Origin of the sequence: Microbacterium sp. UCD-TDU (assembly GCF_000340625.1) — a bacterium.
GTDB classification, from domain to species: Bacteria; Actinomycetota; Actinomycetes; order Actinomycetales; family Microbacteriaceae; genus Microbacterium; species Microbacterium maritypicum.
Genome location: NZ_KB454447.1, coordinates 161,351 through 173,790 on the forward strand (window position 1 = coordinate 161,351; position 12,440 = coordinate 173,790).

The 12,440-nt window shown below is 67.4% G+C and carries 14 protein-coding genes and 2 tRNA genes; 14 read left to right on the plus strand and 2 right to left on the minus strand.

What is annotated here, in order from left to right:
* The first annotated feature begins 34 nt into the window (after nucleotides 1-34).
* The 9 genes from rapZ to D514_RS31155 all read left to right on the plus strand — a co-directional run bounded on the left by rapZ (nucleotide 35) and on the right by D514_RS31155 (nucleotide 7,332).
* Complete coding sequence (gene rapZ, locus D514_RS31115; protein ID WP_017830284.1) at nucleotides 35-907, plus strand: RNase adapter RapZ; 873 nt, start codon at nucleotides 35-37, stop codon at nucleotides 905-907.
* Nucleotides 908-974: 67 nt separating this feature from the next.
* The gene (gene whiA / locus D514_RS31120) at nucleotides 975-1,952 is read left to right on the plus strand and encodes a DNA-binding protein WhiA (protein WP_017830285.1); all 978 of its coding nucleotides are present in this window, start codon (nucleotides 975-977) and stop codon (nucleotides 1,950-1,952) included.
* 12 nt (nucleotides 1,953-1,964) lie between these two features.
* Nucleotides 1,965-2,732 (plus strand): hypothetical protein, encoded by a 768-nt coding sequence (locus D514_RS31125; RefSeq protein WP_017830286.1) that lies wholly within the window; start codon nucleotides 1,965-1,967, stop codon nucleotides 2,730-2,732.
* A 157-nt stretch (nucleotides 2,733-2,889) separates the two neighbouring features.
* The gene (locus tag D514_RS31130; RefSeq protein ID WP_017830287.1) at nucleotides 2,890-3,516 is read left to right on the plus strand and encodes a superoxide dismutase; all 627 of its coding nucleotides are present in this window, start codon (nucleotides 2,890-2,892) and stop codon (nucleotides 3,514-3,516) included.
* A gap of 115 nt (nucleotides 3,517-3,631) precedes the next feature.
* Nucleotides 3,632-4,642 (plus strand): type I glyceraldehyde-3-phosphate dehydrogenase, encoded by a 1,011-nt coding sequence (gene gap, locus D514_RS31135; RefSeq protein ID WP_017830288.1) that lies wholly within the window; start codon nucleotides 3,632-3,634, stop codon nucleotides 4,640-4,642.
* Between the two features lie 10 nt (nucleotides 4,643-4,652).
* The gene (pgk, locus tag D514_RS31140) at nucleotides 4,653-5,867 is read left to right on the plus strand and encodes a phosphoglycerate kinase (protein ID WP_017830289.1); all 1,215 of its coding nucleotides are present in this window, start codon (nucleotides 4,653-4,655) and stop codon (nucleotides 5,865-5,867) included.
* The gene (gene tpiA, locus D514_RS31145; protein WP_017830290.1) at nucleotides 5,858-6,649 is read left to right on the plus strand and encodes a triose-phosphate isomerase; all 792 of its coding nucleotides are present in this window, start codon (nucleotides 5,858-5,860) and stop codon (nucleotides 6,647-6,649) included. The genes pgk and tpiA overlap by 10 nt, the downstream gene beginning before the upstream one ends.
* 81 nt (nucleotides 6,650-6,730) lie before the next feature.
* Nucleotides 6,731-6,979 (plus strand): preprotein translocase subunit SecG, encoded by a 249-nt coding sequence (gene secG, locus D514_RS31150; RefSeq protein WP_017202783.1) that lies wholly within the window; start codon nucleotides 6,731-6,733, stop codon nucleotides 6,977-6,979.
* A complete protein-coding gene (locus D514_RS31155) occupies nucleotides 6,979-7,332 on the plus strand; it encodes an RNA polymerase-binding protein RbpA (RefSeq protein WP_017830291.1) in 354 nt (117 codons plus the stop codon). The genes secG and D514_RS31155 overlap by 1 nt, the downstream gene beginning before the upstream one ends.
* A gap of 69 nt (nucleotides 7,333-7,401) precedes the next feature.
* Here D514_RS31155 and D514_RS31160 read toward each other — a convergent pair whose 3' ends face one another.
* Together D514_RS31160 and D514_RS31165 are read right to left on the minus strand one after the other, a co-directional pair.
* On the minus strand, nucleotides 7,402-8,604 hold the full coding sequence (locus tag D514_RS31160; RefSeq protein WP_017830292.1) for a hypothetical protein: 1,203 nt from the start codon (nucleotides 8,602-8,604) through the stop codon (nucleotides 7,402-7,404).
* A 108-nt stretch (nucleotides 8,605-8,712) separates the two neighbouring features.
* Nucleotides 8,713-8,786, minus strand: a tRNA-Gly gene (locus tag D514_RS31165).
* A gap of 109 nt (nucleotides 8,787-8,895) precedes the next feature.
* Between D514_RS31165 and D514_RS31170 the strand changes: the two genes are divergently transcribed.
* The 5 genes from D514_RS31170 (at nucleotide 8,896) to D514_RS31190 (ending at nucleotide 12,409) form a co-directional block, all read left to right on the plus strand.
* A tRNA-Pro gene (locus D514_RS31170) sits at nucleotides 8,896-8,969 on the plus strand.
* 63 nt (nucleotides 8,970-9,032) lie between these two features.
* Entirely contained in the window at nucleotides 9,033-10,502 is a 1,470-nt protein-coding gene (gene tig / locus D514_RS31175) for a trigger factor (protein WP_017830293.1), read from the plus strand.
* 72 nt (nucleotides 10,503-10,574) lie between these two features.
* Nucleotides 10,575-11,069 carry a tetratricopeptide repeat protein gene (locus tag D514_RS31180; RefSeq protein WP_017830294.1) on the plus strand — a complete coding sequence of 165 codons (495 nt, stop codon included), beginning with the start codon at nucleotides 10,575-10,577 and terminating at the stop codon, nucleotides 11,067-11,069.
* Nucleotides 11,070-11,150: 81 nt separating this feature from the next.
* Nucleotides 11,151-11,747, plus strand: a complete 597-nt coding sequence (locus D514_RS31185) for an ATP-dependent Clp protease proteolytic subunit (protein WP_017830295.1) — start codon at nucleotides 11,151-11,153, stop codon at nucleotides 11,745-11,747.
* A gap of 20 nt (nucleotides 11,748-11,767) precedes the next feature.
* The gene (locus tag D514_RS31190; RefSeq protein WP_017830296.1) at nucleotides 11,768-12,409 is read left to right on the plus strand and encodes an ATP-dependent Clp protease proteolytic subunit; all 642 of its coding nucleotides are present in this window, start codon (nucleotides 11,768-11,770) and stop codon (nucleotides 12,407-12,409) included.
* The last annotated feature ends 31 nt before the right edge of the window (nucleotides 12,410-12,440 follow it).

Below are 12,440 nucleotides of genomic sequence, written 5' to 3' on the forward strand. Positions count from 1 at the left end.
GCTGGAGGCCGAGGGGGAGAGGGAGCACTGAGCAATGGCTGACGGGGAAAAGGGCGAGTTCCTCATCGTCACGGGAATGTCCGGCGCGGGTCGGACGACGGTGGCGAACGCACTCGAGGATCTCGGCTGGTACGTGGTCGACAACCTGCCCCCGCAGATCCTGCGTCCGCTGCTGGATCTGACCGACATGGGTGGCACCGCTCTTCCGAAGGTCGCGGCCGTGGTCGATGTGCGCGGCCGCAATCTCTTCGACGACTTCCCCGGGGTGGCGCGTGCGCTGCGTTCACGGGGTTCCGTGCGGGTGCTCTTCCTCGACGCGTCCGACGACGTGCTGGTGCGTCGATTCGAGTCCGTGCGCAGACCGCACCCGCTGCAGGGCGAAGGCACCCTGCTGGACGGCATCCGCATCGAGCGTGCCCGGCTCGCGCCGATACGCGAAGCAGCCGACCTCGTCATCGACACGTCGACCCTCAACATCCACCAGCTCGCGACCCAGGTCTCCGACATCTTCTCGGAGGAGGGCCAGGCGCGCCATCGCGTCACCCTGCTGAGCTTCGGGTTCAAGTACGGGCTGCCGACCGACGTCGACATCGTCGCCGACATGCGATTCCTGCCGAACCCGTTCTGGAACGAGGAGCTTCGAGGCTTGACGGGCCAGGACGAGGAAGTCCGGGACTACGTGCTCTCCCGCGACGGTGCGATGGAATTCCTGGATGCGTACTCCGCGGCCTTGGCGCCGGTGCTCGAGGGATATCAGCGCGAGAACAAGAGCCACTCGACGATCGCGATCGGCTGCACGGGGGGAAAGCACCGCTCCGTGGCGATGTCGGAGGAGCTGGGCCGTCGTCTGGCCGCGATCCCCGGCGTCGCCGTGAACGTCCGTCACCGGGACCTCGGCCGAGAGTAGTGGGCCGCCCGGCCGAGTAAGCTGGACGTTTGCGTCGCGATCCGGCGCGTGAACGTGAAGGAGTGTCGTGGCACTAACCACCGACGTCAAGGCCGAGCTGGTCAGCATCCGCAATGCACCCCCGACGGTGCGAGTCGCGGAAGTGACCGCCATCCTCCGGTTCGCCGGCGGTCTGCATTCGATCGCCGGTCGTGTGGCCGTGGAGGCCGAGGTGGATGCCGAGACTCTCGCGCGCCGCGTCGCGCGTGACCTCGCCGAGATCTACGGTGTGCGACCCGAGATCGCTCAGGTGCAGTCGAGCACTGCGAACGACGGCGCCCGCTGGGCGGTGCGTGTGATCGCGCAGGGGGAGACCCTCGCCCGTCAGACAGGGCTGCTCGACCAGCGTCGGCGCCCGGTTCGCGGGCTGCCCAACCGACTCACCACCGGCTCTCGTGCCGAGGTCGCCGGGCTCTGGCGCGGTGCCTTCCTCGCCGCAGGCTCCCTGAGCGAGCCCGGTCGCTCCGCCATGCTGGAAGTCGTCTGCCCGTCGTCAGAGGCGGCGATGGCCCTCGTCGGTGCGGCGCACCGACTCGGCGTGGCCGCCAAGGCGCGCGAGGTGCGCGGCATGCCCCGCGTGGTCGTGCGCGAGGGCGAGGCCATCCGCACCATCCTGAACGAGATGGGCGCGCAGAAGACCGCCATCGCGTGGGAAGAACTCCGTCAGCGCCGTGAGGTGCGAGCTGGGGTCAACCGTCTCGTGAACTTCGACGACGCGAACCTGCGCCGTTCCGCGCAGGCCGCCGTCGCCGCGTGCGCGCGCGTCGAGCGTGCACTCGAGATCCTGGCCGACGAGGTGCCCGATCACCTGAAGGTGGCAGGCGAGCTCCGCCTCGCCCACCGTGATGCCAGCCTCGACGAGCTCGGCCACCACGCCGATCCGCCCCTGACGAAGGACGCCGTCGCCGGCCGCATCCGCCGCCTGCTCGCCATGGCCGACAAGCGCGCGCAGCAGGAGGGCATCCCCGGAACGGAAGCCGCGGTGCCCGTCGGACTCGACGTCTGAGAGGATCCCTGCATGAGTGTGTTCGGCTGGCGCGATGCAGAATTCGGTGAGGCGACGGTCGAGACGCCGTTCGCGGAGACCATCCGCGATGCGATCACGGTGCTCGGCGTCGCTCTCACGATCACCGAGGGACCTTTCGTCCGCTGGTACGACGGTGCGCGGCAGATCTCGGTCCGTCCCTCGAACAGCGGCGCGCAGATCCTCGTCGCGCGCGCGGATGCCGCCGCCGACGAGGAGTATCGCGACTTCGAGTCGCTGCCCGATTCGGCTCTTCCCTACCTGTGGCGCGCTGATGACGTCGCTCTCCTCCCCAACGGGACCACCCTGCCGGGGGAGCGCATCGTGAACGACTTCGAGGCTCTGGCTCCGGTCCTGAGCCGCACGGTCGTCACGCTGTGCGAGGCGACGGCCGCGCTGGGAGACGGTCGTTCCGAGGCGCAGCTGCACGTCTGGTACGCCGATCCGGCGCACGAGGCCCTCGCGAAGGCCGAACGCCGGGCGGCGCGTCGCACGACCTCGCTGACCATCGCGTTCAAGGCGGGGACGGGAAAAATCCATGTGATGCCGCTGGGCGGAAAAGCGCACGCAGAACGGATCTCGTTCCCCGCCACCCCCGAGAACGCGTCGACCGCCGCGCGCACCCTCTTGGAGCAGATCGGGGCCACTGGAGCACCGAATCCGCCGGCACTCCGACAGGACTCCCTGCTGTACGTCGAACGTCGCAGGCTCGCGCTCAGTCCGTTCGCTCTCGGTATCCCGCATCTGGGCCTGAACGCCTGATCCGGCGTCGACGTGTCCGAACCGTCATACGACGGAAGGATCGGGGGCGCAGCCGTGTTGTCGTCAGTAGGATGAATCACGTCCGCTCTACGCCGCACATCGGCGGCGCGGAGGATCGGCAAGCGCCGCGGCGCGGCGCGGATTGGATGAAAGCGATATGGCGACCTACACGCTCCCCGACCTTCCCTACGACTTCGCAGCTCTCGAGCCGCACATCAGCGGCAAGATCATGGAGCTGCACCATGACAAGCACCACGCGGCCTACGTCGCCGGCGCGAACACCGCGCTCGACCAGCTCGCCGAGGCCCGCGAGAGCGGCAACCTCGCGAACGTCAACAAGCTCGAGAAGGACCTCGCCTTCAACCTCGGCGGTCACGTCAACCACTCGATCTTCTGGACGAACCTCTCGCCGAACGGCGGAGGCCAGCCCGAGGGTGAGCTGAAGGCGGCGATCGATGAGTACTTCGGCTCGTTCGAGAAGTTCCAGGCCCACTTCACGGCTGCAGCGACCGGCATCCAGGGCTCCGGCTGGGCGGTGCTCAGCTGGGACTCGATCGGCTCGCGCCTGATCATCCAGCAGCTGTTCGACCAGCAGTCGAACACCGCGCAGGGCACGATCCCGCTGTTCCAGCTCGACATGTGGGAGCACGCCTTCTACCTCGACTACCTCAACGTCAAGGCCGACTACGTCAAGGCCGCGTGGAACATCGCGAACTGGGAGAACGTCGCCCAGCGCCTCGAGGTCGCCCGTAAGCAGACGAACGGCCTGCTGGTACTGTCGTAATCGGGTCGCGTCCCGACGGGCCACGGCTCGTCGGGACGCCCTCTCAGCCAAAAAACCCCGCGCTTCATGCTTGCTGGAAAGCTGCGTGCAGCGCACGAGAAACAGGGAGACCTGAGTGTCTGTCAAGATCGGTATCAACGGCTTCGGCCGCATCGGACGCAACTACTTCCGCGCGGCTCTCGCGCAGGGAGCGGACCTTGAGATCGTCGCCGTCAACGACCTCACCGACAACAAGACCCTGGCGCACCTGCTGAAGTACGACTCGGTGGGCGGCGTCCTCGACGCCGAGATCAGCTACGACGAGGACAGCATCACCGTCAACGGCAAGACGATCAAGGCGTTCGCCGAGCGCGACCCCGCAGGCCTCCCGTGGGGCGAGCTGGGTGTCGACATCGTGATCGAGTCGACCGGCTTCTTCACCAAGGCCGAGCTCGCCAAGAAGCACATCGAGGCCGGCGCGAAGAAGGTCCTCATCTCGGCACCGGGCACCGGCGTCGACGGCACGTTCGTCATGGGCGTGAACGAGGACACGTACAACCCGGAGACGGATCACATCATCTCCAACGCGTCCTGCACCACGAACTGCCTCGCACCGCTGGCACAGGTCTTCAACGACGCCTTCGGTATCGACCGCGGCTTCATGATGACCGCGCACGCGTACACTGCCGACCAGAACCTGCAGGACGGCCCGCACAGCGACCTCCGCCGTGCACGCGCCGCCGCGATCAACATCACTCCCGCCTCCACCGGTGCCGCCAAGGCCATCGGCGAGGTGCTGCCGGAGCTCCAGGGCAAGCTGAGCGGCTCCTCGTACCGCGTCCCGGTTCCCACCGGCTCGATCGTCGACCTCACCCTCATCACGGACCGCGAGAACCTGACGGTCGACGAGGTCAACGAGGCGTACAAGAAGGCTGCTGCAGAGGGTCGCCTCGCCGGTTTCCTCCAGTACAACGAGGACCCGATCGTCTCGAGCGACATCGTGCACAACCCGCACTCGTCGATCTTCGACTCGACGCTCACCAACGTCAGCGGCAACCTGATCAAGGTCTCCAGCTGGTATGACAACGAGTGGGGCTACTCCAACCGTCTCGTCGACCTGACCGAGTACGTGGCCGAGCGCCTCTAAGCTCAGACACATGACTCTGCGCACCCTGGACACACTGGGGTCGCTCGAGGGCAAGCGCGTCATCGTCCGTTGTGATCTCAACGTCCCCCTGCGGGATGGGATCATCACGGACGATGGCCGTGTCCGCGCCTCGTTGCCGACCCTCAATGCACTGATCAACGCGGGTGCCCGCGTGGTCGTGTGCTCACACCTCGGCCGCCCGGATGGCGCGCCCGATCCTCAGTACAGCCTGGAGCCGGTGGCCCAGCGGCTGTCGGAGCTGCTCGGCGCCCCTGTCGCCTTCGCACGCGACACCGTCGGCGAGTCGGCGCAGGAGGCCGTCGCCTCTCTCGAGGACGGCGGGGTCGTCGTCATCGAGAACCTGCGGTTCAACGCGGGGGAGACGTCGAAGGACGACGCCACCCGCGCTGCGTTCGCCGCGGAGCTGGCCACGCTCGGGGACGTGCTCGTCTCCGACGGGTTCGGGGTCGTTCACCGCAAGCAGGCGAGCGTCTACGAGCTCGCCGAGCTGCTCCCGTCGGCGGCAGGCCTGCTGATCGCGGCCGAGCTCGACGTGCTCGATCGTCTGACCGAGAACCCGGAGCGCCCGTACGCGGTCGTCCTCGGCGGATCGAAGGTCAGCGACAAGCTGGGCGTCATCTCGCATCTGCTTCCGCGGGTGGACAGGATCCTCGTCGGCGGCGGCATGTTGTTCACCTTCCTGAAGGCACAGGGCCACGCCGTGGCGTCGAGCCTGCTGGAAGAGGACCAGCTCGAGACGGTTCGCGGCTACATCGCGGAGGCCGCCGAACGTGGCGTGGAGCTCGTTCTTCCCACCGATGTCGTGGTCGCCGCATCCTTCGGCGCGGACGCCGCGCACGAAGTCGCCGCAGCCGACGCGATCGAGTCGACGCCGTTCGGTGCCTCCGGCATCGGACTGGACATCGGCCCTGCGACGGCGGCGCGTTTCGCGGAGGTCATCCGCGAGTCGAAGACGGTGTTCTGGAACGGCCCGATGGGCGTGTTCGAGTTCCCCGCGTTCGCGGCCGGCACCAAGACCGTGGCGCAGGCGCTCACCGAGGTCGACGGCCTCAGCGTGGTGGGCGGCGGTGACTCCGCGGCGGCCGTGCGTCAGCTCGGATTCTCCGACGACCAGTTCGGTCACATCTCGACCGGCGGCGGCGCGAGCCTCGAATTCCTCGAGGGCAAGAAACTACCTGGGCTGGAGGTCCTCGGATGGGCGTGAACTCCCGTACCCCGCTGATCGCGGGAAACTGGAAGATGAATCTCGACCACCTTCAGGCGGTCGCGTTCGTGCAGAAGCTGCACTGGACGTTGAAGGATGCGAAGCACGAGGACGGGTCCGTCGAGGTGGCGGTCTTCCCGCCCTTCACCGACATCCGCAGCGTGCAGACGCTCATCGATGCGGACAAGATCCCGTTCGCGCTCGGTGCGCAGGATGTGTCGGCGCACGACTCCGGTGCGTACACCGGCGAGGTCTCCGGGGCGTTCCTGGCGAAGCTCGACGCGAAGTACGTCATCATCGGACACTCCGAGCGTCGTGAGTACCACTCCGAAGGCGACGACATCGTGGCCGCCAAGGTGAAGGCGTCGCTCAAGCACGGCCTCGTGCCCGTGATCTGCGTCGGTGAGACCGCCGGCGACCTCGAGAAGTTCGGCGCCAGTGCGGTTCCGGTGTCGCAGCTCGAGGCAGCGCTTGAGGGTGTCTCGCCGAAGGCGGACATCGTCGTGGCCTACGAGCCCGTGTGGGCAATCGGCTCCGGCCAGGCGGCGACCCCGCAGCAGGCGCAGGATGTCTGCGCCGCACTGCGCGCCGTCGTCGCGAAGGTTCTGGGCGACGAAGCGGCCGCGCGCACGCGCATCCTCTACGGCGGTTCGGTGAAGTCGGGCAACATCGCCAGCTTCATGCGGGAGCCCGATGTGGACGGCGCTCTGGTCGGCGGGGCGAGCCTCGTCGTGGACGAGTTCGCCGCGATCATCCGCTTCGAGAAGCACGTCGGCGTGTGAGTGCAGCGGGGCTTCGGCCCCGCTGCACCGTATACTTGACCGTTACGGGGGCGCTCCGGCCCCATCGAAAGGCTCTTTCTCGTGGCAATTCTCGAGTTCGTCCTGCAGGTCGTGCTGGGTATCACCAGCGTTCTGCTGACCCTCCTCATCCTCTTGCACAAAGGTCGCGGCGGTGGCCTGTCCGACATGTTCGGTGGAGGCATGACCTCTGCGGTCGGCTCTTCCGGACTTGCGGAGCGGAACCTGAACCGCTTCACCGTCGTCCTGGCCCTGACATGGTTCGTCTCCATCGTCGCGCTGGGCCTCATCACGAAATTCGAGGTCATCTGATGGCAACCGGTGGAAACGCGATCCGCGGCACCCGCGTGGGCTCCGGCCCCATGGGCGAGCAGGACCACGGCTATCACGCCGACCGCATCGCGGTCTCGTACTGGGACGGCCTCGGCAACGAGACCGTGCGGTACTTCGCCGCCGGTCTCCCGGAAGAAGAGATCCCGGAGACGATCGATCACCCGCAGTCCGGTCTCCCCGCCGGTCGCGACAAGGAGAATCCTCCTGCACTCGCCAAGGCGGAGCCGTACAAGACTCACCTCGCCTACGTGAAGGAGCGTCGTACCGACGAGGAAGCCGTCCAGCTCCTCGACGATGCCCTCACGCAGTTGCGCGAGCGCCGGGGACAGTGACCTCGGTCTGACATGGAAGAAGCCGCCGCGAGTGATCGCGGCGGCTTCTTCCGTATCCGGAGACCGTGCTCAGCGGCAGCCCGCCGCTGCGTCGATGTAGTTCTGCGGAGGGTATCCGTATGCCCAGACCCCGTTGGCATCGTCGGTGTAGCCCATGCTGATGGCCCAGGCGGTCGCCCACTTCTCGATGCTGTCCTGCGTGGAGGAGTCATACATGCTCTGACACTTGACGCTGATCGCATGCCCGACCTCGTGTGCGACGAGCGCCTTGCTCCGGACGGCCGGCCACTGCTCGGCGACCGAGTTCGAGAGTGCGATGGTCGCCCGACCCTTCTCGCCCCACCACCACGTCGTGTAGCCGCCCATGCTGCCGTTGTAGCCGGCGCCGCTGACGACCGGCGCCCAGTCGAAGTCGAGAAGCACGCCGGGGGCGAGGGACCGCGCGAACGCCTCGATCTCGAGCCGGGTGTCCAGAAGCGGCCCGGCCTTCTCCGCCAGCTCTTCGTTCTCGGTCGCGATGACCTGCGCAGCCGCGTCCTGCAGGGCGAGGTAGGCCGTGGCCGCATCTTCATCCACCGCCGTCGCGGCCGTCGCCTCCGCGGCCGCGTCGCGCAGGGCGATCACGGTCTCGGCGCGTGCCGAGAGATGAGCGCCTTCGAACCCAGGCGCGGCCCCGCCCGCGGTGGTGATCACAGCCACACCACTCTCGGTCACCGTCGCCCGTGCGTCTTCGATATCGGTCGAGGCGTCCACGAGCTCGTCGGCGAGGGCATCGACGTCGCGGAGTCGCTCCTCCAGTTCCGATGTGGCGCCGAACAGCTCCCAGAACCAACCGGGCTTGGGGTCAACGGCAGGGATGTCCGTCGCGACGATGCCATCCGCGTCCGAGGCCGCGGCAGTGCCGTCTTCGACCGCCGAGGCGAGCCCGGCATGTACATCGTCGGGCACGGCGATCGGCTGGTTCCCTCCCGAGATGACCCGTCCGGCCGCATCGGTTGCCGCACGCAGCTCGGCGATGTCGTCGCGCACCTGCGCCTTCGCGCTCGACGTCTTCTCGGCGGCGCTCTCGTACTGCGACGCGGCGCTGTCGTATCCGAGATTCGAGGTCACCTGAGTGATGGCCAGCGCCGCGATCACGGCGGCTCCACCGAGCAGGCCGAGGAGGAGTCCGGTGCGCGTGCTTCGGCGTGGCGGCGTCGGCGCAGGGGCGGAGGATGCCGCGGAGAACTGGACGGGCAGCTGGTGCCCGCCGTCGCGAAGCGTCTGACCCATTCGATGGTGCCTTCCGTCGGAGACTGCGTGCAGCGGTGCTGTCAGCGTATTCGACGGGAGAGACAGGAATGCGAGAAGGCCCCCACCCATGGTGGGGGCCTTCTGGAGTGGAGGGGCTGACGAGAATCGAACTCGCATCATCTGTTTGGAAGACAGAGGCTTTACCACTAAGCTACAGCCCCGGATCCGCACCTTCGGAAAGGTTCGGTACCGACTCATCGACTATACCGGACTCTGACGCATGCTCCTGTCCGTTAGACTCGGTGGGGCTGAATCCGCGTGCGGATTCCCCGGGGCGTAGCTCAGTTTGGTAGAGCGCCCGCTTTGGGAGCGGGAGGTCGCAGGTTCAACTCCTGTCGCCCCGACACGGCCCCCACGGACCTTACAGCCGCGATTCGAAGCGGAAATCACAAGGAGAACACACCAGCATGGCGAACAGCACCGTCGAGAAGCTGACCCCGACCCGGGTCAAGCTCACCATCACGGTCACCCCGGACGACCTCAAGCCCAGCATCGCTCACGCGTACGAGCACATCGCTCAGGACGTGCAGATCCCCGGCTTCCGCAAGGGCAAGGTCCCGGCTCCGATCATCGACCAGCGCATCGGTCGTGGCGCCGTCATCGAGCACGCCGTCAACGAGGGCCTGGACAAGTTCTTCCGCGACGCGACGGTCGAGCACAAGCTGCGCGTCGTCGGCCGCCCGGCCGCCGACATCACGCAGTGGCCGAACGAGAAGGACTTCTCGGGCGACCTGCTCGTCGACATCGAGGTGGACGTCCGTCCCGAGATCGAGCTGCCCTCCTACGACGGCATCACGGTGACGGTCGACGCCGTCGAGGCCGATGACGCCGCGCTCGACGCAGAGCTCGACAACATGCGTGCCCGCTTCGGCACGCTCGTCCCGGTCGACCGTCCCGCCGCGAAGGGTGACTTCGTCGAGCTCGACCTCGTCGCCACGATCGACGGTGCCGAGATCGACCGCGCCGAGGGCGTCTCCTACGAGGTCGGCTCCGGCGAGCTGCTCGAGGGCATCGACGACGCGATCGAGTCGCTCACCGCCGGTGAGGACACCACGTTCCGCTCGGCTCTGGTCGGCGGCGACCACGCCGGTTCCGAGGCCGAGGTCTCCGTGACGGTCAAGGCGGTCAAGGAGCGCGAGCTCCCCGAGGCCGACGACGACTTCGCGCAGATCGCCAGCGAGTTCGACACGATCGCCGAGCTCCGCGAGAGCCTCGCCGAGCGCGTCGCTCAGCAGGGCGTCTTCACGCAGGGCTCCGCCGCGCGCGACAAGCTCGTCGAGGTGCTGCTCGAGCAGATCGAGATCCCGGTCCCGCCGCAGCTCATCGAAGACGAGGTACACAACCACCTCGAGGGCGAGGGCCGTCTCGAGGACGAGGTGCACCGCGCCGAGGTCACCGAGGCCAGCGAGAAGCAGTTCCGCACCCAGGTTCTCCTCGACACGATCGCCGAGCAGGCCGATGTGCAGGTGTCGCAGGAAGAGCTCAGCCAGTACCTCATCCAGTCGGCTGCGCAGTACGGCATGGCTCCTCAGGAGTTCGTCGAGGCGCTGCAGTCCTCGAACCAGCTGCCGGCGCTCGTCGGTGAGGTCGCCCGCAACAAGGCCCTCGCGATCGCACTGGGCAAGGTGAAGGTCGTCGACAGCAACGGCAAGCCCGTCGATCTGTCCGACTTCATCGTCACCGACGACGAGGCCGCTGAGGCCGAGTCCGCCGAGGTCGAGGAGAAGCCGGCCAAGAAGGCTCCTGCTAAGAAGCCTGCTGCTAAGAAGGCTCCGGCCAAGAAGGCCGACGCGGCTGACGAGGCTGAGAAGCCGGCTGCCAAGAAGCCCGCCGCCAAGAAGGCTCCGGCCAAGAAGGCGGTCGACAAGGCCGAGTGATCGGACACGATCCAGTGAAGAGGGCGGATGCTGCGGCATCCGCCCTCTTTTCGATACAGGGAGCGGACGGTGATGAAGACCTGGGATGAGCGCATCGACGAGGTGTGGGATGACGCGACAGGCGAAGAGGTCGGCGACGACACGATCGCCCGCATCGACGCCCTCGCCGCCGAACGCGGACCGGATGACGCGCGTGCGGAGTTCGAGCGCGGTGGTGCGCGGGACTCCGCGGGGAGACCGGCGGAGGCCGTCGTGCTGTATCGGCGCGCCCTGGCGCTGGGCTTGGACGAGGAGCATCGCCCGCAGTGCGTGATCCAGATGGCCAGCTCTCTGCGCAACCTCGGCGAGTACGACGACGCCCTCGCCGTGATCCGCGCCGAGGAGGAGCTGGCGGCTGACGGTCCGTATCGCGACGCCATCGCGTGCGTCCACGCCCTCATCCTCGCGAGCGCGGGACGGCCGGCGCAGGGTCTCTCGGTGGCTCTGCTCGCCCTGGTCCCGCATCTGCCGCGCTACCACCGGTCGATGACGGCATATGCCCACGAGATCGCGGACGCCGACACCTGATATGCCGACGGCGAACACGGCCTGGGTGCTGCGTTGACGCCGGTAGATTCGAATCACTGAAACACGGAATCAGGAGCTGACATGGCTGCAGAACCCCTCCTCGCAACGAGCGTCTTCGACAGGTTGCTGAAGGACCGCATCATCTGGCTGGGGTCGGAGGTGCGCGACGAGAACGCGAACGAGATCTGCGCGAAGATCCTTCTTCTCGCCGCAGAGGACTCCGAGCGAGACATCTACCTCTACGTGAACTCGCCCGGTGGCTCCATCACCGCCGGCATGGCGATCTACGACACGATGCAGTTCGTGCCGAACGACATCGTCACGGTCGGCATCGGTATGGCCGCCTCGATGGGCCAGCTGCTGCTCACCGCCGGCACCAAGGGCAAGCGGTACATCACGCCCAACGCGCGAGTGCTGCTGCACCAGCCGCACGGTGGGTTCGGCGGAACGTCGAGCGACATCCAGACCCAGGCGCAGCTCATCATGTCGATGAAGAACCGCCTCGCCGAGATCACGGCGGCCCAGACCGGGAAGTCCGTCGAGCAGATCAACGCCGACGGTGACCGCGACCGCTGGTTCACGGCCGAGGAAGCGCTCGAGTACGGCTTCGTCGACCACATCCGCGAATCGGCCTCCGACGTCATCGGCGGCGGCGGAACCGACCAGGACACCGAGTAACGGAAAGCGAAAGGACGCTCATGTACACACCCACCTTCCGCTCAGCCGGTGACCTGCCCTCCAGCCGCTACGTGCTCCCGCAGTTCGAGGAGCGCACGGCCTACGGCTTCAAGCGTCAGGACCCGTACAACAAGCTGTTCGAAGACCGCGTGATCTTCCTCGGCGTGCAGGTCGACGACGCCTCGGCCGACGACGTGATGGCCCAGCTCCTCGTCCTGGAGAGCCAGGATGCCGAGCGTGATATCACGATGTACATCAACTCGCCCGGTGGCTCGTTCACCGCGATGACGGCGATCTACGACACGATGCAGTACGTCGCGCCGCAGATCCAGACCGTGGTGCTCGGCCAGGCGGCTTCTGCTGCGGCCGTGCTGCTCGCGGCCGGTGCGCCGGGCAAGCGCCTCGCGCTCCCGAACGCCCGGGTGCTCATCCACCAGCCCGCGATGGGGGAGGCCGGGCACGGCCAGGCCTCCGACATCGAGATCCAGGCCGCGGAGATCCTCCGCATGCGCACGTGGCTCGAGGAGACCCTCGCCGGGCACACCAAGCGCACCCCGGAGCAGGTGAACCGCGACATCGACCGCGACAACATCCTCTCCGCGTCGCAGGCGCTGGAGTACGGCATCGTCGACCAGGTGCTCACGACGCGCAAGCGCGTCTGATCCCGATCGACTCGAAGGGCGTCCGTCATCA